This window comes from Stappia sp. ABD4_338 (assembly GCF_056312175.1).
The window spans coordinates 1,924,507-1,941,920 of the sequence record NZ_CM149982.1 but is presented as its reverse complement, the minus strand read 5'-3'; the positions used below and the strand labels follow the sequence as shown (position 1 = coordinate 1,941,920).

At 64.8% G+C, this 17,414-nt stretch carries 17 protein-coding genes and 1 pseudogene; 10 read left to right on the top strand and 8 right to left on the bottom strand.

The features are described 5' to 3' along the window. Positions 1-52: 52 nt before the first annotated feature. The 4 genes and pseudogenes from ACYX4S_RS08960 to ACYX4S_RS08945 all read right to left on the bottom strand — a co-directional run bounded on the left by ACYX4S_RS08960 (position 53) and on the right by ACYX4S_RS08945 (position 3,240). Complete coding sequence (locus tag ACYX4S_RS08960) at positions 53-1,288, bottom strand: flavin-dependent oxidoreductase (RefSeq protein ID WP_476362645.1); 1,236 nt, start codon at positions 1,286-1,288, stop codon at positions 53-55. Further along, a complete protein-coding gene (locus tag ACYX4S_RS08955) occupies positions 1,285-1,752 on the bottom strand; it encodes a cupin domain-containing protein (protein ID WP_476362845.1) in 468 nt (155 codons plus the stop codon). The genes ACYX4S_RS08960 and ACYX4S_RS08955 overlap by 4 nt, the downstream gene beginning before the upstream one ends. A gap of 36 nt (positions 1,753-1,788) precedes the next feature. Further along, positions 1,789-2,649, bottom strand: a pseudogene (locus ACYX4S_RS08950) (alpha/beta hydrolase); the annotation flags it as partial. 150 nt (positions 2,650-2,799) lie between these two features. Continuing rightward, the gene (locus ACYX4S_RS08945) at positions 2,800-3,240 is read right to left on the bottom strand and encodes a cupin domain-containing protein (protein WP_293723432.1); all 441 of its coding nucleotides are present in this window, start codon (positions 3,238-3,240) and stop codon (positions 2,800-2,802) included. Between the two features lie 179 nt (positions 3,241-3,419). Here ACYX4S_RS08945 and ACYX4S_RS08940 point away from each other — a divergent pair, with 179 nt between their 5' ends. After that, a complete protein-coding gene (locus ACYX4S_RS08940; protein ID WP_476362644.1) occupies positions 3,420-4,418 on the top strand; it encodes an AraC family transcriptional regulator in 999 nt (332 codons plus the stop codon). Between the two features lie 61 nt (positions 4,419-4,479). Here the strand turns inward: ACYX4S_RS08940 and ACYX4S_RS08935 are convergent, their stop codons facing one another. Then, a complete protein-coding gene (locus ACYX4S_RS08935; protein ID WP_476362643.1) occupies positions 4,480-5,568 on the bottom strand; it encodes an alpha/beta hydrolase in 1,089 nt (362 codons plus the stop codon). A 183-nt stretch (positions 5,569-5,751) separates the two neighbouring features. Between ACYX4S_RS08935 and ACYX4S_RS08930 the strand changes: the two genes are divergently transcribed. The 6 genes from ACYX4S_RS08930 (at position 5,752) to ACYX4S_RS08905 (ending at position 12,602) form a co-directional block, all read left to right on the top strand. Then, positions 5,752-6,942 carry an MFS transporter gene (locus tag ACYX4S_RS08930; protein ID WP_476362642.1) on the top strand — a complete coding sequence of 397 codons (1,191 nt, stop codon included), beginning with the start codon at positions 5,752-5,754 and terminating at the stop codon, positions 6,940-6,942. A gap of 20 nt (positions 6,943-6,962) precedes the next feature. Beyond that, complete coding sequence (locus ACYX4S_RS08925; RefSeq protein ID WP_476362641.1) at positions 6,963-7,418, top strand: cyclophilin-like fold protein; 456 nt, start codon at positions 6,963-6,965, stop codon at positions 7,416-7,418. Between the two features lie 151 nt (positions 7,419-7,569). Beyond that, positions 7,570-8,751: a BaiN/RdsA family NAD(P)/FAD-dependent oxidoreductase gene (locus ACYX4S_RS08920; protein ID WP_476362640.1), complete on the top strand. Its 1,182-nt coding sequence runs from the start codon at positions 7,570-7,572 to the stop codon at positions 8,749-8,751. After that, on the top strand, positions 8,667-9,236 hold the full coding sequence (locus ACYX4S_RS08915) for a DUF2946 family protein (RefSeq protein ID WP_476362639.1): 570 nt from the start codon (positions 8,667-8,669) through the stop codon (positions 9,234-9,236). The genes ACYX4S_RS08920 and ACYX4S_RS08915 overlap by 85 nt, the downstream gene beginning before the upstream one ends. Positions 9,237-9,273: 37 nt before the next feature. Continuing rightward, complete coding sequence (locus ACYX4S_RS08910; protein WP_476362638.1) at positions 9,274-10,656, top strand: PepSY-associated TM helix domain-containing protein; 1,383 nt, start codon at positions 9,274-9,276, stop codon at positions 10,654-10,656. A 143-nt stretch (positions 10,657-10,799) separates the two neighbouring features. Beyond that, positions 10,800-12,602 (top strand): DEAD/DEAH box helicase, encoded by a 1,803-nt coding sequence (locus ACYX4S_RS08905; RefSeq protein ID WP_476362637.1) that lies wholly within the window; start codon positions 10,800-10,802, stop codon positions 12,600-12,602. A gap of 48 nt (positions 12,603-12,650) precedes the next feature. Here the strand turns inward: ACYX4S_RS08905 and ACYX4S_RS08900 are convergent, their stop codons facing one another. The 3 genes from ACYX4S_RS08900 to ACYX4S_RS08890 all read right to left on the bottom strand — a co-directional run bounded on the left by ACYX4S_RS08900 (position 12,651) and on the right by ACYX4S_RS08890 (position 15,235). Continuing rightward, a complete protein-coding gene (locus ACYX4S_RS08900; protein ID WP_476362636.1) occupies positions 12,651-13,283 on the bottom strand; it encodes an autotransporter outer membrane beta-barrel domain-containing protein in 633 nt (210 codons plus the stop codon). A 307-nt stretch (positions 13,284-13,590) separates the two neighbouring features. Next, positions 13,591-14,076, bottom strand: coding sequence for a hypothetical protein (locus ACYX4S_RS08895; protein ID WP_476362635.1), 486 nt, complete (start codon positions 14,074-14,076; stop codon positions 13,591-13,593). Between the two features lie 265 nt (positions 14,077-14,341). Further along, a complete protein-coding gene (locus ACYX4S_RS08890; RefSeq protein WP_476362634.1) occupies positions 14,342-15,235 on the bottom strand; it encodes a hydrogen peroxide-inducible genes activator in 894 nt (297 codons plus the stop codon). Between the two features lie 107 nt (positions 15,236-15,342). Between ACYX4S_RS08890 and ACYX4S_RS08885 the strand changes: the two genes are divergently transcribed. From ACYX4S_RS08885 to ACYX4S_RS08875, 3 genes are all read left to right on the top strand, one after another. Then, positions 15,343-16,008: a peroxiredoxin gene (locus ACYX4S_RS08885; protein WP_476362633.1), complete on the top strand. Its 666-nt coding sequence runs from the start codon at positions 15,343-15,345 to the stop codon at positions 16,006-16,008. Positions 16,009-16,072: 64 nt separating this feature from the next. Beyond that, positions 16,073-16,510: a Dps family protein gene (locus ACYX4S_RS08880; RefSeq protein WP_293722484.1), complete on the top strand. Its 438-nt coding sequence runs from the start codon at positions 16,073-16,075 to the stop codon at positions 16,508-16,510. Between the two features lie 30 nt (positions 16,511-16,540). After that, positions 16,541-17,413: an MBL fold metallo-hydrolase gene (locus tag ACYX4S_RS08875; protein WP_476362632.1), complete on the top strand. Its 873-nt coding sequence runs from the start codon at positions 16,541-16,543 to the stop codon at positions 17,411-17,413. The last annotated feature ends 1 nt before the right edge of the window (position 17,414 follow it).

Here is a 17,414-nt window from a genome sequence, read left to right as displayed (position 1 = left end):
GAATCCGGAAGGTCGCGGTGGCCGCGACGCTCCTGTTCGGCGCGGGCTCCCGTCAGCCCGTCTTCTTGGTGGCGAAGCCGGCCATCTTCGCGTAGCCCTCGACGATGGCCTTGCGGTCCTCGTAGCTCAGCACGTCGTCGATATGGTTGAAGCGTCGCGGGCTGAGCTTCTCGACCTCGTCGATCACCCGTTCCGGTCCGCCCTTGCGGTTGGTGCGCACCACTTCGGCCGTCTTGGGCAGGCGCTCCTGCTCGTAGCGGTAAAGTGCTTCGCGCGGGTGTTCGGACTGGGCCAGGTTGTCGGCCAGGCAGCGTGCGTCGAGGATCGCCTGCGCCGCGCCGTTGGAGCCCACCGGGTACATCGGGTGGGCCGCATCGCCGAGAAGCGTGACGCGGCCGTGGGTCCAGCGCGGAAGCGGATCGCGATCGGCCATGGGATACTCGAAGATCGTCCCGCTGCCGCGCACCAGCGCCTCGATATCGAAACCGGGCACCGTGAACCGACGCGCGTAGGGCAGGACACGGGCGAGCGGAGCCTGCTTCGACCAGCTTTCGGGCGGCGGCGGGGAGACGGAACCGTCGGCTACCCGCACGTTGATCACCCAGTTCATGAGCTGCTTTCCGTCCTTCGCCGGCGCGATGGGATAGAGCACCAGCTTGGCGCCGAGCCCGCCGGCGATCGCCATGGTCTCGCCGTCCTCCCACACCGGCCACTCGGCCGCGCCGCGCCACATGACGACGCCCTGCCAGCTCGGGCGGCCCTCGTTGGGATAGAAGCGCTTGCGGCCCATGCTGTGAATGCCGTCCGCGCAGATGAGGATCTCGCCCCTCAGCGTGCGCGAGGAGGTGCCCTCCAGGGAATCCGTGAAATGCGCCGTGACGCCGGCCTCGTCCTGGACGAAACCCGAGAGCTTCAGCCCGGTCAGCACCGCATCCGGTCCCATGCGCTCGATGACGGCGTCATAGAGCACCTTCTGCAGCCGTCCGCGATGGATGGAGAACTGCGGATGCTTGTGCCCGGCGTGCATGCCGCGCAACTCGCGCCACACCTCCTGTCCCTCTCGGGTCAGGTAGCGCAGTTCGCGGGTTCGCAGTCCCACCTCGTCGAGCCTTGGCAGCAGGCCGAGTTCGGCCAGTTCGGCGATGGAATGGGGCAGGGTGTTGATGCCGACCCCGACCTCGCGCACCTCCGGCGCCTGCTCGACCACCTGACAGCGGATGCCGCGCGCGTGCAGCATCAGCGCGGTGGTCAGCCCGCCGACGCCTGCGCCTGCGATCAGGATGCTCATGACGTCGCCTCGCTGTCCTCGGGCGGCAGGAAGTCGATGGCATGGGCCGCCGACACGGCGACGATTTCGGCCGGGTCGGCCTCGGGGCCCATGTTGTGCAGTTCCCAGAACAGGTCGTAGAGCGGCCCGGATGGGGTGACCCAGAACAGTGTCTTGATGGTGCTGTCGGTCTTGTTGAAAATCCCGTGCGGAATGCCGCGCGGCAGCTTCACCAGGTCGCCCGGCTCGCCGATCAGCTCCTTGCCGTCGAGCAGGAAGGTGAAGCGCCCCTCGAGAATGTAGAGGAATTCGTCCTGGTCGGGGTGGATGTGCGGCGGCACGAAGGTGCCCGGCGGGAAGGTCGCGTGCCAGGAGAAGCAGTCCTCGGTCTTCTGCTTGGGCACATAGGTCTGGCCGAGAATGTTCCAGCTGATGTTGTCGAGCCCCTCGCGGGACTTGACGATTCCAGGCTCCATGACGGTCATCGGTGTTTCCCCTTTGCGGTCTTTTTGCCGGCTCGCGCCGGTGAAGGCTGCCGTGATCCGCGAGGCCGGGTCCTTCAGCCCCTCGAGCACGGTGAAATGGTTATGGTCGCCGTCCACATGCGTCGTGGCCGGCACGTCGAGGCCGCCCCACACATCGGCGAGAAGGCGCGCCTGGCGGATGAATTCGGGCCGTTCGCCGCCACCCACCCAGCATGTCAGCGGCGCGCCATGCACCGGTTCGCCGAGGATGGCGCTTTCCGCGCGCGCCTCGGCGAGGTCGAGGTGCAGCGTGTCGTTCATCCGCGTGTGAAGCAGGGGGCGAAGGTCGTGCAGGCCGCTGATCGAGAGCGTGTGTTCGATGCGTTGGCGCACCTCGCGCGACAGCGGGCCATCGGCGCACAGCATTCGCGTGACGAGGTGACCGCCGGCGGAATGCCCCGCAAGCCGGATCGGTCCCGCGACGCGCTCGGCCACATGCGCGAGCGCCCGTCCGATCTGGGCGGTGATCTCGCTGATCCGGGCGTCGGGCGTCAGCGTGTAGCTCGGCAGGCATACGACCCAGCCGTTGGCCCGCGCGCCTTCGGCGAAATCGGTCCAGAACGACTTGTCGAGGCGCATCCAGTATCCGCCATGCACGAAGACGGCGAGGCCGCGCGGCTCGCCCTCGGGCCAGACCAGGTCATAGGCCTCGCGCGGGTGCTCACCATAGGCGATGTCGAGTTCGAGGCGGTGGCCGGCGGCCAGCATCTCCTCGCGGTAGCGTGCCGCGCGTGCGGACCAGAAGCCTGGAAGCTCGTGGGAGTTGGCCACATGGGCCATGTTGGCGAAGGCATCGTCCCAGTCCCGTGCCGCTGGAAGGCGGTCTTCGGGCGTCGGGAGAAAAGGGTCTGTCGTCATCGTCGTGTCCGGTATGTCATGGTCCGGCCGATCCGGCCCGGAACGGGTGGTTCCGGACCGGACGTCGGTCACGGGATCGCGGGCCGGCGCGAGAGGGGGCACGCGTCGGGGCTCCCGTGTCCGGGATCGGAAATCGGGGGGTCGCGGTGCTCAGCCGGCGTCGGGCGGCGGCAGGAAGTCGACCTCATGCAGCGCGGAAATGCGCACCAGCTCGGCCGGATCGGTCACGCCGTCGAGCGCGATGAACAGGTCGTAGAGCTTGCGCGAGGGCGCCACGCCGAAGACGCAGGTGGCCGTCTTGCCGGACCGGTTGAAGATCCCGTGGGCGATGCCGCGCGGCATCTTGATCGTGTCGCCGGTGCGCGCGGTGTGCTTGTCGTCGCCGAACTCGACCTCGAGTTCGCCGTCGAGCATGTAGATCCACTCGTCCTGGGTCGGGTGGATGTGCGGCGGCACGAAGGTGCCCTCCGGCAGCGTCGCGTGCCAGACGAAGGTGTCCTCGCTCCAGAGCTTCGGCACATAGGTGTGCCCGACCACGTTCCACGAATGCGCGTTGAGACCGTCCTCGGCCCTGGTGATCCCAAGATCCATGCTGTTGGCTCCGTATCTGGAAGGATTATTGTGTTTGTTCTCGGGCCTGAGCGTGCCCCACTTCCGCAGAAATCCCTATCCAAAAAACGAACCGCTCTTGAGAGGGGATATTTTAAGCTTGAAATAATTCCGCGTTCTTGCGTTCATCGCGGTGAGGAACCGTTTTCACGGGAGACGCCATGACCGCCGGGCGGACGATTCCGCAGCGCGAGTATTTTGCAGGCCATCCGGTGTTGCGCACCAGCGACCTGGACGAGGCGCGCCATCGCATCGGCCAGACGTTCTGCGACCACCGGCTCGACGTGCACGGATCGCGGGCCGATCTGGCCGTGCGCCACAACGCCGTGCGCGGCCTCGACATGTCGATCAACTACCTTGCCTACGGCCCGCGCGTAACGGTCGATCCCGGGCTGCTCGGCTCCTTCTACCTGTTTCACATCCCGCTCGCCGGTCAGGCCCGGGTGCGTCACCGGGGCGAGGAGATGACCGCGACCCCGGCGCGCGCCGCGATCCTCAATCCCGACCGCACCGCGCGTCTCGACTGGGGGGAGGGGTGCTCCAAGCTTCTGTTGCAGATCGACCGGGTCCACCTGGAAAAGGTCGCCCGTGCGCTGGTGGGGGCGCCGTTGCCGGGGCCCATCCGCTTCGACATGTCCGTGGATCTGACCTCCGATGCCGGCCGGCGCCTGCACCGCATCGTCACTGCCTGCGCAGAGGCGGTCGAAAACGGCGAGCTCTTCCGCCAGCCGCTCGGCGGGTCCGACCTGCGCGCGGAATACGACCTGGCCCATGCGCTGCTGACGCTCCAGCCGAGCAATGTCTCGCACATCATCGAGCGGGCCGACCATCAGGCGCGGCCCCGGACGATCCGTCTCGCGCTCGACTATATCCATGCCAATCTCGGTGAACCGGTCACGCTGGCGGATATCGCGGCGGCGGCCGGGATCAATGTTCGCACGCTGCAGAAGGGCTTTCAGCGACTGTTCGGCCTGACGCCGATGCAGGTGCTGCGCAACGCACGGCTCGATGCCGCGCACTACCAGCTCATCGCGCACAAGGACCCGCCGAGCGTCTCCGAGGCGGCTTGGTCCTGCGGCTTCTCGCACCTGGGCCGCTTCTCGCGCGACTACAAAGAGCGCTTCGGTCACTCGCCGAGCGAGCGCCGGAAAACCGCGTGAGCGTGGAGGCAACCTGTGGGGAAAGTGAAAAGCCCGCCGTTTCCGGCGGGCTTTTCGTGTTTCAGGCGAGGTTCTGTTCGAAGAAGGACTGCAGCTTGTCGAAGGGAATGATGTCGACCTGATCGTAGAGGTCCACGTGATCGGCTCCCTCGATGATCATCAGTTCCTTCGGTTCCGCCGCGGCGGCCACGGCGTCCTCGCTGAAGTAGCGCGAGTGCGCCTCCGATCCGGCGATCACGAGCATCGGGCGCGGCGAGATCTCGTCGACATAGGTCAGCAGCGGCATGTTCATGAAGGACAACGGGTTGGTCACCGTCCAGCCGCCGTTCGAGTTGACCGAGCGCTTGTGGTAGCCGCGATCCGTCTTGTAGTAGTGCCAGTACATCCGGATTACCGGGTCGTCGATACCGTCCAGGGTGTCGGGGAGGCCGCCCGCCATGGCCGGCTTGCCGTTCTCCACGTCGGCCCAGCGCTGGCGGCTCATCTTCTCCAGGCCCGCCGCGCGCTGCTCCTCGGTCATGCTGTCGTAGTAGCCCTTCGCCATGACCCGGGACATGTCGTACATGCTGGTGGTCGCGACGGCCTTCACGCGCTTGTCGGCCGCGACCGCGTTCAGCGCCATGCCGCCAAAGCCGCAAATGCCGATGATGCCGAGACGTTCCCGGTCGACCGCCTCATGCAGGCCGAGAAAATCGATCGCGGCCATGAAGTCTTCTGTGTTGATGTCGGGCGACGCCACATCGCGCACCGCGCCGCCGCTTTCCCCGACATAGGACGGATCGAAGGCGAGCGTCACGAAGCCGCGCTCGGCCATCGTCTGGGCGTAGAGGCCGGCGGCCTGCTCCTTGACCGCGCCGAACGGACCGGCGACCGCGAGAGCGGGCAGGCGACCCTCCGGGCGATCCCGGGGAAGGTACAGGTCGCCGACGAGCGGAACGCCGTAGCGGTTGATGAAGGAGACCTTCTCGTGATCGACCTTGTCGCTTTTCCTGAAGGTCTTGTCCCACTCGTCGGTGATCGTGAGTTCCGCGTTCGCCGAGGTGGAGCTGATCGCGGACACGCCAAGCGCCGCGGCACCGGCGCCTGCGAGCTTGAGAAGCGTGCGGCGGTGCGAGTTCGGCGTATCGGCCGTGCTGGTGCCATCGGTCATGTCGTCATCTCCTGATGATCTTGAGAAGCTGACCGGAAATCTGGCCTCTCGCGCGTGCGTTGATTAGAGGCTCATTCTTCAAACCGGTGATGAGCCCCATTCATGACTGCATCCCGATCTGATCGATTTTCGCCGGTGACCGCGTGCGTTAGGAGACGGGTCCGACAATCCGGGAATGCCTTCATGACGAATTCTGCAATCGACTCCACCCGGGCCGATACCGCCGGGGCCTGGGGCGCGGTCCTGTCCATGTCGCTCTGTGTCGCGATGCTGATCGCGGCCGAGTTCATGCCGGTGAGCCTGCTGACACCCATGGCCGAGGGGCTCGGCGCGACGACCGGCCAGACCGGGCAGGCGATCTCCATCAGTGGCTTTCTTGCGGTGGCGACCAGCCTTCTGGTGACGACCCTCGCCGGACGGTTGAACCGCAAGAGCGTGCTGATCGCGCTGACCGCGCTCATGCTCGTCTCTCTGGCGATGGTTGCCGCCGCGCCGTCCTTTTTGGTGCTCATGGTCGCGCGCGCGCTGCTGGGCATCTGCATCGGCGGGTTCTGGGCGCTCGCCACTTCCGTCCTCATGCGACTGGTGCCCATCGACGAGGTTCCCCGCGCGCTCGGCATCATGTACGGCGGCCAGGCGATTGCCGCGGCCTTTGCCGCGCCCGTGGGCAGCTACCTTGGCGACATCATCGGCTGGCGGGGTGTCTTCTGGGCGTTGACGCCGATCGTGGCGATCAATCTGGTCTGGCATGTCGTCGCCTTGCCCTCGCTGCCTGCCGGTGCGCCGCGCAGTTTCTCCACGTTCGGCGAGTTGCTGGGTCGGCGCTACTTCCGTCGCGGACTTCTGGCGGTGGCGCTGTCCTGGGGCTCTGCCTTCACCATGTTCACCTATCTGCGTCCCTTTCTCGAGCAGGTCACCGGCGTCGATGTCACCATGCTTTCGGCCTTGCTCCTTGCCCTCGGTTGCGCCGGGTTCGTCGGATCGTCCGTTTCGGGGCGCGTCGTCGGCTCGCATGTGGAGCGCTTGCTCTGTCTGCCCGCGCTTGTCATGGGCTCCTGCACCCTGGCCCTGCTTTTCCTCGGCGGATCGTGGATTGCCGCCGGCCTGCTTCTGGCCGTCTGGGGCGCGATGAACACGGCGATGTCCGTGATATGGATGAGCTGGATGTCGCGTAACGTCGAAGATCAGCCGGAGGCCGCCGGCAGCCTCATGGTTGCGGTCATCCAGGCCTCGATCCTCATGGGTGCCATGGTCGGCGGGCTGCTGCTGGACTACCTCTCCGTGACCGCAACATTCGCCGGAAGCAGCATCATTGCGCTCGCGGCGGTCCTGGTGGCATTCAACGGCAAGCGGCTTTCGAAGCCCCGGGCCTGAAAGAAGGACGTAACCTGACCATGAGCACCTTCTCGCGTTCCCGTTTTCTCCCGCGTCGTGATTTCATCGCCGGCGCGCTCGCCGTCACACTGGTTCCCACTGGAGTCCGGGCGCAGGCGGCACCGCGTCGTCTGCGCTGTAGCTTCGACGGCCAGGTGGTGACCTACAGGCTGTTCGACAATCCGACGACGCGCGATCTCGTGTCCATGCTGCCGCTCGACCTGACGATCGAGGACTTCTCCACCAACGAGAAGATCGCACATCTTCCCGAGCGTCTCGACGAAGGCGGCCTCCAGCCGTTCGACGACGAGAAGCCCGGTGACCTCTGCTATTTCCTGCGCTGGGGGAATCTGGCCTTCTTTCATGGCGACTACCGCTTTCGCGGCGACCTGATCCGGCTCGGACACCTGGAGGGCGGCGTCGCGCCGCTGCTGCACAAGGGGCGCTATCCGCTCAGGATCGAGCACGTCGAGTAGGGGGGGGGGCTCCCTAAACCAGGCACCTGCGCCGCGTGAAAACGGCAAGGGGATGCCAGAGACGCGCGCGGGCCGTGATTGACTTCGCCGTCCGGGCGCGAAACAAGGGCCGCCGGACCCTGGACCGACGCCCTTCGGAGTGCCCTTGCGAATGCAGCAGTATGACGTCCTCATCATCGGAGCGGGCGCGGCCGGCCTCATGTGCGCGGCCGTGGCGGGCGCGCGCGGTCGCAAGGTCCTGCTGATCGACCATGCCAGGGCGCCCGGCGAGAAGATCCGGATTTCCGGCGGTGGACGCTGCAACTTCACCAATATCCACGCTTCGCCGAAGAACTTCCTCTCGGCCAACCGGCATTTTCACAAGTCGGCGCTGGCGCGCTACACGCCGGCGGATTTTCTCGCCCTTGTCGAGCGTCACGGTATCGCCTGGCACGAGAAGACGCTCGGCCAGCTCTTTTGCGACGACACCGCGCGCCAGATCGTCAACATGCTGCTGGACGAATGCCGCGCGGGCGGTGTCGAGCTTCGCCTGTCCACCTCCGCCGGTGCGATCGAACGCCGCGAGACCGGCTTTTCCGTTCGGATCGGGGAGGGCACTGTCGAGGTCTCGTCTCTGGTGATCGCCACCGGCGGCAAGTCGATCCCCAAGATGGGCGCGACCGGCTTCGCCTACGAGGTGGCGGAGCGTTTCGGCCTGCCGCTGGTGGAGCAGCGTGCGGGTCTCGTGCCGTTCACGCTCGATCCGGCGACGCTGGAGATGCTTGCGCCGCTTGCCGGCATTGCCGTTCCGGCGGAGATCTGCTGCGGCAGGACCTGTTTTCGCGAGGCGCTTCTGTTCACCCACCGCGGCCTGTCGGGGCCGGCGGTGCTGCAGATCTCCTCCTACTGGCGGCCCGGCGACGAGATCCGCATCCGCCTGCTGCCCGAGGTGGCTTTGGCGGAGCGTCTGGTCGAGGCGAAGCGCGAGGCACCGCGCCAGTCGGCGGCAAACCTTCTGGCCGCCTTTCTGCCGAAGAAGCTTGCCCAAATCCTTGTGGATCAGGCAGGGCTTGGAGGCGGGGCCGCCGGAGACCTTCCCGACAAGGCGCTGCGCGCGCTGGCGGAGCGTGCCCAGGACTGGCGGCTGAAGCCGTCCGGAACCGAAGGCTACCGCACGGCGGAGGTGACCCTTGGCGGAGTGGACACTTCCGCGCTGTCCTCGCAGACGATGGAGGCCCGTAACGTGCCCGGTCTCTATTTCATCGGCGAATGCGTCGACGTCACCGGCTGGCTCGGCGGCTACAATTTCCAGTGGGCGTGGGCCTCCGCCCAGGCCGCCGGTCAGGCGGTGTGAAGCTCCATGGCGGGTCTTTTTCCCGCCCTGCGCCCGTTTCCGCCGTTGGCGAAGCACACGCACCGGTGTATCAAGCACCCATGAGGATGGGGCCGGGACGACATCTGCGTTTGCTTGCGGTTTGGGCGATGCTCATTCCGTTCGTCGTCTCGTCGCTGATCGGCTCCGCCGTCATGCCGGCGAAGGGCGCGGACGGAACGCTGACGCTGGTGATCTGTTCGGGCAGCGGCATGATCGAGATCGCCGTCGATCCGCTCACCATGGAGCCGGTGTCCGAAAGCCCCGACGAGCAGTCCCCCAAATCACAGACCGACTATTGCGCCTGGGCCGCATCCCATGTCGCCGTCGATCTACCCGTGATCGCGGCGATTCCCGCGCGCCTGCGTGTCGGTGGCGCGGCGATGAACACGCCCGCGCCCACCGTGCTGCATGTTGCCGCGGCAACCGGCCTGCCGCCGGCAACGGGGCCGCCCGCGACGTTCTGACGTTTTCTTCAACAAAACATCAGAACGGATATCCGACATGACCGATGCATTGCACGGGGCGAGCGCCCCGCGAACTGCCGCGCGTGGCGCTGCAGTCTCCAGCTTCTATCGCGCCGTCTGGCGCTGGCACTTCTACGCCGGACTGCTCATCCTGCCCTTCCTGATCACACTGTCGATCACCGGAGCGATCTACCTCTTCCGCGAAGAGGTCGACCAGATCGTCCATTCCGACTTCATGCTCGTCACGCCGAGCGAGGAACAGCGCCTTGCCCCGGCACAGATCATCGAGGCCGCGCTTGCGGCACAGCCGGGCAGGGCGGTGAAATACACGACGCCCGCCACCGACACCCGCTCGACCGAGGTCACCGTGCAGCCTGAGACCGGCGGCCGCATGGCCGTCTACGTCGACCAGTACACCGGCAAGGTTCTGGAGGTGCGGCCCGACCGCAGCACCTTCGCGTGGACGGTGCGCTACCTGCACTCCTTCCGCTACTTCGGCCCGACCCCGCGTATGATCATCGAGATCGTCGGCGGCTGGTCCATCCTCATGGTCGTGACGGGGGTTTATCTCTGGTGGCCGCGCGGCCAGACGGGCGGTGTCGTCTCCGTGCGTGGCACGCCCGCCCGGCGCGTCTTCTGGCGCGACCTTCACGCGGTCTCCGGCATTCTCGTCGGCGGTGTTCTCGTGTTCCTGGCGGTGACGGGCATGCCCTGGTCGTCGGTCTGGGGCGCGAAGGTCAACCAGTGGGCCAACGGCACCAACTTCGGCTATCCCTCGGGCGTGCGCGTCGACGTTCCCATGTCGGGCCAGCGCCTCGACGATGTCGCCAAGACCGCATGGTCGCTCGAACAGGCCCGCATTCCCGAAACTCCGGCGCCTGAGGCGGGAGTGCAGGCGATCGGTGTCGATGCCGCTGTCGCTCGCCTTGACGAACTCGGCCTGCATCGCGGCTATACGGTCGCCTTGCCGTCCAGCGAAACGGGCGTCTATTCCGGCTCGGTCTATCCCGACGACCTGACCTTCCAGCGGGTTATCCACCTCGATCAGTACACCGGCGAACCGCTGGTGGACATGACCTACGCCGACTACGGAGCGCTCGGACGCTGGCTCGAGTTCGGTATCAACACCCACATGGGCCAGACCTTCGGGCTGACCAACCAGATCGTGCTGGTGGTGGTTTGCGCCGGGATCATCCTGCTGAGCGTGTCGGCGGCGGTCATGTGGTGGAAGCGTCGTCCGGCGGGAAGCCTGGGCGTGCCGCCTCTGCCTTCGGACAGGAGGGCCTTCATCGGCCTCTTCGTGATCCTGGGCATCGGCGGAATCGTGTTCCCGCTGACGGGTCTGTCGCTGCTGGTGATGCTGGCGCTCGACCTTGCCTGGCAACGTCTGCGCGCCAACCGCCGCGAAAAGACGGCCTGACCCTCACCAAACCCCGGGGCCGCCCGTGCGGCTCCGGGGACGTGCCACCCCGGTTCAGCCTGCCGGGAGTGCGCACCGCACAAACTATCGCTGCCCAAAGTGCCTGTGGTGTGATATTCGGCGGCCCCACAAAGATGGTGACCATGACGTCGAAAACAGACACCGACCCCGCATCCCCGGCCGCCGCCATACATCCGGCGCTCGCCTCCGCCCTCGCGGCGAAAGGCTACGATCAGCTGACGCCGGTTCAGTTGGCGATGACGAACGAGGAGTATCGCGAAGCCGATCTTCTCGTCTCGGCGCAGACCGGCTCTGGAAAAACGATTGCCTTCGGCATCGCGATCGCGCCGACGCTGCTTGGAAGCGCGACAAGTTTCGGCGCCGCCGGCGCGCCGCTGGGACTGATCATCGCTCCCACGCGCGAACTGGCCATTCAGGTCAAGCGTGAGCTCGACTGGGTCTATGCGGAGACCGGGATCAGGATCGCGACCTGCGTGGGCGGCATGGACATCCGCACCGAGCGCCGTGCGCTCGAACGCGGCGCGCATCTTGTCGTCGGCACGCCCGGGCGTCTGCGCGACCACATCACGCGCGGAGCGCTGGACCTGGGCGCCATCCGCGCGGTCGTGCTCGACGAAGCCGACGAGATGCTGGACCTTGGCTTTCGCGATGACCTGGAGTTCATCCTCGGCGCAGCACCGAGGGAGCGCCGGACACTTCTGTTTTCGGCGACCGTGCGGCGCGGCATCGCCGAACTGGCCAAGACGGTACAGACCGACGCGGTTCGCGTCGCGACGACGGCCCCGACCGAACAGCACGCCGACATCGACTATCAGTTGATGCTGGTGCGGCGCGACGAGCGCGAGCACGCCATCATCAATGCGCTGCTGGAATCCGACAGCAAGAGCGCCCTGGTGTTCTGTCACACGCGTGAAGCGGTGCGCCATCTCACGGCGCGCCTCGTCAATCGCGGTTTTTCGGCGGTGTCGCTTTCGGGCGACATGGCGCAGTCGGAGCGCTCGAATGCGCTGCAGTCCATGCGCGATGGACGTACGCGTGTCTGCGTGGCGACCGATGTCGCGGCGCGCGGCATCGACCTCCCGAGCCTCGATCTCGTCGTTCATGCGGATCTGCCCAGCAACCCGGAAACGCTGCTGCATCGGTCCGGGCGGACCGGCCGCGCGGGCCGCAAGGGCGTCTGCGTGCTCATCGTTCCCGAGCACAGGCGTGGTGCGGCCCATCGCGTGCTGGCCTATGCGAAGCTGACCGCCACCGTGCGCGCGGCGCCGGGGATCGCGGAGATCGAGGCGCGTTATCGCCGCGAGATCCTCGATGCCGCCGTGTCGGCCGAACTGCCCGAAGGGCCGGAGGAGGACTTCGTGGCCGAACTGCTGGAGCGGGCCGGACCGCAGCGCCTCGCGGCGGCGTTCCTGCGCCAGCAACTGGCAATGCACCCGGTTCCCGAGGACCTGCTGCCGCTTCCCGCCGAAGCCTTGCAGGGCAGGGGCGCCAGCCGTGCCCGCCGGCCCGGCGAGGACCGTGCTCCGGCTCGCGAGCCACGCGGCCCGGCCATGGAAGACGGTGTCTGGTTCACCATATCGCTCGGGCGCAGGCAGCGTGCGGATCCGAAGTTCCTGCTGCCGATGATCTGCAACGCCGGTGGCGTCAAGAAGCGTGATGTTGGCGCGATCCGGATCGATGAAACCGAAACCCGTTTCGAGATTTCCGGCGACAAGGCGGAAGACTACGCGAACCGCATCAGGCAGCCCGGCGCCCTTGAGAAGGGCATCAGGATCGAGCCCGCCGGCGAGGCGCGTGCAAGGCCGAGGCAGGCGAAGTCGAAGTTCAAGCCGGACGGCAAGCCACCCCGCAAACCCCGGGGGGTGGAGGCCGACCGCGGCAAGACACCGAAGCACAAGAGCCGCAAGCCGAAGCGCCCGGGCTGACCGCCAACGGGATTGATTGGCGCGGGGAGTGCTCCCGCGCCAATTGGCTCAGAACCTGTACTTGAGGCTGAACTGGCCCGTGTGGTTCTGCGCGGTCGCGCCAGCCTCTCCCTGATAGGTCAGTCCGAGGGCGAGCGTATCGCCCTTTTGTAGCGAAAGCCCGGCCTCGAACAGCGCCGTATCCCGGTCGATGGGAGTGCCGGCGATGGAGAAGGCGTCGCTGCCGGAGGCAAAGCGCATGGTTGCGGCCGGATCGATGTCGCCGAAGGCGTGCCTCCAGGCAACCGAACCGTTCAGCGCGGCCGTGATACCGTCGAACTGCCCGATGACCGTCTCGCCCCTGAGGCCGAGGGTGCTTACGCCCATCAGGCTGTCGCTGGACCTGGCCGTCAGTGCGGCGGCTCCTCCCGTTTCGGTGAAGCCGTCGGTGTGCTGGTTGATGCCGGCGATCCCCGCGAAGGGTTCGAGGGCAACGGAGGCCATGTGCACCGCATATCCCGCTTCCGCGAAAACCTGCGCGGTGGAGGCTGAGTAGTCGGCGGTCAGGGTGTCGGAGAATCCGGCGATACCGACCGTGCGGCTGGTGTCGAGGGCGTGGAACGTGTAGCCGGCGCCCATGCGCAGACCGAAGTTTCCAACCTGCGTGCCGGCATAGACGCCACTGTGAAAACTGTCGGCCATCAGCACCGTCGACTCCAGAAGCCGTATTGAAAGACGGGAACCGGAGGCTGGGGAAGCAGCGTTGCACCGCCCATGGTCATGCGCATGTCAGCGTGCCGCGCGATTGGCATATCCGATGAAAAGAACCACTTCTAGGTGACCACTCTCCGCCTCGTCTCCAGGACGGCTCCTTCGCCATCCGGAGCCGTCGAAGGAGGAACAATGCCGTCAAGACCTGGAACAGGGGGATACTGGCTCGATGTTCGGTCGGAACATCTTTCTGAAAGCATTCTTGGGAGACGAAATTTCACATGCCTACTGAATGAAATCATTCTCCTTTCAGTATCATCTCCATGCTGTATTCTATTCTTTCCATGCAGTATTTTGAATTCACAAATTCGGATGCGTAGGGTAGATGCACCGCGTAGGATATCAGTTTTCCTTTATAGACATTCCTGGAGAATGAGCAAAAAATGGAGTCTTGAAAAAAGGATGCATCATCCTTGTATTTTCTTCTTATTATATTCAGAATTCCTATCGAGGTGAATTCTGATGCTCTAATTTCGTCTTTTGTCGTGTATTGTTGAAGGCAATTATATGTTTTTCCATCTTCTCCAGAGAAAAGTATTGAATTCCAGTCTCCATCTTCCGTATTTATTTTGGATGCCAAGTTTATTGCATTTTTCCATGCGGCCGGGCATTGATCGATTATATACGCGTGAGAAGTTCCGGTGCAGGCGAATATTAAAATAGAAGCATATATTATAGTCATGAAATGAGAATTTGCAGGGCGAATTCTTGTTTTGTTTGTCATAAAGTTATTACCTCAAACAAGTTTGGGGCCGCAAGGAAAGCAGGATCAGCTTAGCTGTGTGTTCTGTGCCACGAGATGGAGTGTGTGTCAGGCTGACCCGATAGTGGCGCGAAATCAATGGGCGACAACCGCTCCGGTCTCCCCGGGCTGGAAACCGCGTCCAGGAGGCGGTGTCTGAGAGACTGTGCGATCCTGTCGAACAACATGGTCTGCTAAGAAAATTCGCATTCCCCGTGTCAGTTGGCGAGGCCATCGATGGCTCTCGTCAATCCATCTTCCTGTGACGGCGCAAGACGTCGGAGAGCTTTTCGAATACTGCCGCGCGTGCAGAGTCGGGACGCCAGGCAAGGACGACCTGACGAGGACAGGCATCCGGCAAAGGCGTCAGCCGGACGGCGTTGTCGCCAGCCACCCCGGCCCTGACGGCCAGATCGGGCAGCAAGGTAACGCCCAACCCTTCGGAGACCATGGCAATCAGCGTGTTCAAGCTTGTGGCCGCGAAGTCATTCAGCCCCTTCGCTAGCTGGCCGGGATAGGCGGCAAGGGCGTGACGTTGAAGGCAGTGTCCCTTTTCCAGAAGCATCAACTGACCTTTGAATTGCTCCAGGACATGGGCGCCCGTTCCAGCAAGGGCGGGCCAGTCCGGCGGATATGCGAGGTGATACCCGTCCTCGAACAGGGGCTGGATATGAAGATTGCCGGTATCGAAGGGCAATGCGATCAGGATGACGTCAAGACGTCCGGTCATCAGCCCTTCAATCAGGAATTCGGTCATCTCCTCCCGGAGGAACAGCTTGATCCCGGGCAAAGCGCTACGGATCGCCGGCAAGGCGTGTGGAATGAGATATGGGCCTATGGTGGGGATCGCGCCAAGCCGCAGATCCCCCTGGAACGGATTGCGATGGGCGGCAGCCAGAGCGGTGATTTCTTCGGCATCCAGCAACAGGCGGCGCGCGCGGTCGGCAATCTCCGCGCCATTGGGTGTCAGCATGACGCTGCGCTTCGTCCTTTCAAAAAGCTGCAAGCCGAGGATCGCCTCAAGTTCCTTGATGCCCGATGACAGCGTGGGTTGCGTGACGAAACAGGCCTCTGCGGCCTGGGAAAAGCTGAGATGGTCCGCGAGCGCCACGAGGAAGCGCATCTGCCTGAGCGTGAACATATAGATATCCTCTATTAGTTCTCAATTTATATTCAATTTTTCAAATATGATGCAACACCCCAGATTAGGGTCATCACCGGCACGGGACTACGAAGGAGACCCGAGAGATGACCGACCAGTTCCCCATCGTCCAGACCAGAACTCACCCTGCAGGCCCGCGCCTGAACGAACCGGCCCCCGACTTCGATGCCCTTACGACCCACGGCCAGAAGAGGCTGGAGGATTATCGCGGCCAGTGGTTGGTGCTGTTCTCGCACCCGGCGGATTTCACTCCGGTCTGCACCACGGAATTCATCGGGTTTGCCAAGCGCCACGACGATTTCGCCGCCGCCAACACTGCGCTGCTCGGCCTGTCCATCGACAGCCACTACAGCCACATCGCCTGGGTTTTGAACATCAAGGAGAAGTTCGGCACCGAGATCCGCTTTCCGATCATCGCGGACCTGAACATGGCCGTGGCGCAGGCCTACGGCATGATCCAGCCCGGCGCATCCGACACCGCCGCCGTGCGGGCGACCTTCGTCATCGACCCCGAAGGCGTGCTGCGTGCGATGGTCTACTACCCGATGAACGCGGGCCGTTCCGTCGACGAGATCTACCGCCTGCTGATCGCGCTTCAGACTGCCGACGAGAACACCTGCGCCATGCCGGAGAACTGGAAGCCCGGCGACGCCGTGATCGTGCCGACGCCGAAGACCTTCGAAGAAGCCGCCGCCCGCGCCGGGGAAGGCTACGACACGGTGGATTGGTACTTCTCCACCCGCCAGCTCTGAGAACGCCCGGTTCCGCCCTCGGGCGGGACCACCTTCACCGACCACACGACAAAGGACCACGACCATGACCGCTCAATCCGTTGTTGTCGCTCTCACGGATGTTCTCGGCCACACCTTCCGTCTTTACGTCCAGACCCATGGCTATCACTGGAACGTCGAAGGCCCGCAATTCCGGCAGCTTCATGCGATGTTCGAAGAGCAGTACCAGAACCTGTGGGCCGCGCTGGACGAAATCGCGGAGCGTATCCGCGTCCATGGCGCCTATGCCCCCGCATCCGTGGCCGACCTGATGGCTCATGCCGCGCCCGAAGCCGACCGGGCGCAATCCGCCGAGGACATGGTCGCCAAGGCCATCACCGAACACGAGGCCATCGCCGCCATCCTGCGCACCGCCATCGCCACCTGTGCCGACGCTGGTGACGAGGTCAGCGCCGGGATGCTCACCGACCGTCTCGAATGGCACGAAAAGGAAATGTGGATGATGCGGGCGAGCACGCGCTGAGCCCCATCCCCAGACACAGGAGGCAGGGCCATGTCCCACCCAATCGTCAAATCCTTCTGGGATGAACCGACCGGAAGCTGGCAATATGTCTTCCACGACCCCGAAACCATGAAGGGGGCCATCGTCGACCCCGTCCTGGACTTCGACCCGCTCTCCGGCGCAACCGGGACGGAGAATGCCCGGAAGTTGCTAGCCTATATCCGCGAGGCCGGGATCGGGCTTGAGTGGATCCTCGACACCCACCCGCACGCCGATCACTTCTCTGCCGCGCAGTGGCTCAAGGAACGGACCGGCGCGCCGACCGCCATCGGCGAGAAGGTGACCGCCGTGCAGTCTCTGTGGAGCGAGATCTACAACCTGCCCGGTGTTCTGCCCACCGATGGCCGCCAGTGGGACAGGCTCCTTGCCGATGGCGAGACCTTCATGGTTGGCAATATCCCTGTCACGGTGATGTTTTCTCCCGGTCATACGCTGGCCTCGGTCACGTATGTCGCGGGCGACGCCGCCTTTGTCCACGACACGCTGATGATGCCCGACAGCGGGACCAGCCGCGCTGACTTTCCCGGCGGCTCGTCAAAAGCGCTCTATGACAGCATCCAGCGCATCCTTGCCCTGCCGGATAGCACGCGTGTCTTCGTGGGGCATGACTACGCACCGGGTGGGCGCGCGGCGCAATGTGAGGCCACGGTGGCTGAGCACAAGTCGCGGAATATCCACCTCAAGGATGCGCCGAGCGAGGCGGACTACCGCGCCGTGCGGGATTCCCGCGACGCGACCCTGCCGCTGCCGCGCCTGATGCTGGCTGCGCTTCAGGTCAATATCCGGGGTGGCCGCCTGCCGGAACCGGAAGCCAACGGGCGGTCCTACCTCAAGTTGCCGCTTGACTATTTCGAGGCGCGATAGT

Bases quoted from the DNA above. Each gene is read 5' to 3' on its own strand.
- ACYX4S_RS08960 (WP_476362645.1), bottom strand. From the start codon at position 1,288: ATGAGCATCCTGATCGCAGGCGCAGGCGTCGGCGGGCTGACCACCGCG.
- ACYX4S_RS08955 (WP_476362845.1), bottom strand. From the start codon at position 1,752: ATGACCGTCATGGAGCCTGGAATCGTCAAGTCCCGCGAGGGGCTCGAC.
- ACYX4S_RS08945 (WP_293723432.1), bottom strand. From the start codon at position 3,240: ATGGATCTTGGGATCACCAGGGCCGAGGACGGTCTCAACGCGCATTCG.
- ACYX4S_RS08940 (WP_476362644.1), top strand. From the start codon at position 3,420: ATGACCGCCGGGCGGACGATTCCGCAGCGCGAGTATTTTGCAGGCCAT.
- ACYX4S_RS08935 (WP_476362643.1), bottom strand. From the start codon at position 5,568: ATGACCGATGGCACCAGCACGGCCGATACGCCGAACTCGCACCGCCGC.
- ACYX4S_RS08930 (WP_476362642.1), top strand. From the start codon at position 5,752: ATGACGAATTCTGCAATCGACTCCACCCGGGCCGATACCGCCGGGGCC.
- ACYX4S_RS08925 (WP_476362641.1), top strand. From the start codon at position 6,963: ATGAGCACCTTCTCGCGTTCCCGTTTTCTCCCGCGTCGTGATTTCATC.
- ACYX4S_RS08920 (WP_476362640.1), top strand. From the start codon at position 7,570: ATGCAGCAGTATGACGTCCTCATCATCGGAGCGGGCGCGGCCGGCCTC.
- ACYX4S_RS08915 (WP_476362639.1), top strand. From the start codon at position 8,667: ATGCGTCGACGTCACCGGCTGGCTCGGCGGCTACAATTTCCAGTGGGC.
- ACYX4S_RS08910 (WP_476362638.1), top strand. From the start codon at position 9,274: ATGACCGATGCATTGCACGGGGCGAGCGCCCCGCGAACTGCCGCGCGT.
- ACYX4S_RS08905 (WP_476362637.1), top strand. From the start codon at position 10,800: ATGACGTCGAAAACAGACACCGACCCCGCATCCCCGGCCGCCGCCATA.
- ACYX4S_RS08900 (WP_476362636.1), bottom strand. From the start codon at position 13,283: ATGGCCGACAGTTTTCACAGTGGCGTCTATGCCGGCACGCAGGTTGGA.
- ACYX4S_RS08895 (WP_476362635.1), bottom strand. From the start codon at position 14,076: ATGACAAACAAAACAAGAATTCGCCCTGCAAATTCTCATTTCATGACT.
- ACYX4S_RS08890 (WP_476362634.1), bottom strand. From the start codon at position 15,235: ATGTTCACGCTCAGGCAGATGCGCTTCCTCGTGGCGCTCGCGGACCAT.
- ACYX4S_RS08885 (WP_476362633.1), top strand. From the start codon at position 15,343: ATGACCGACCAGTTCCCCATCGTCCAGACCAGAACTCACCCTGCAGGC.
- ACYX4S_RS08880 (WP_293722484.1), top strand. From the start codon at position 16,073: ATGACCGCTCAATCCGTTGTTGTCGCTCTCACGGATGTTCTCGGCCAC.
- ACYX4S_RS08875 (WP_476362632.1), top strand. From the start codon at position 16,541: ATGTCCCACCCAATCGTCAAATCCTTCTGGGATGAACCGACCGGAAGC.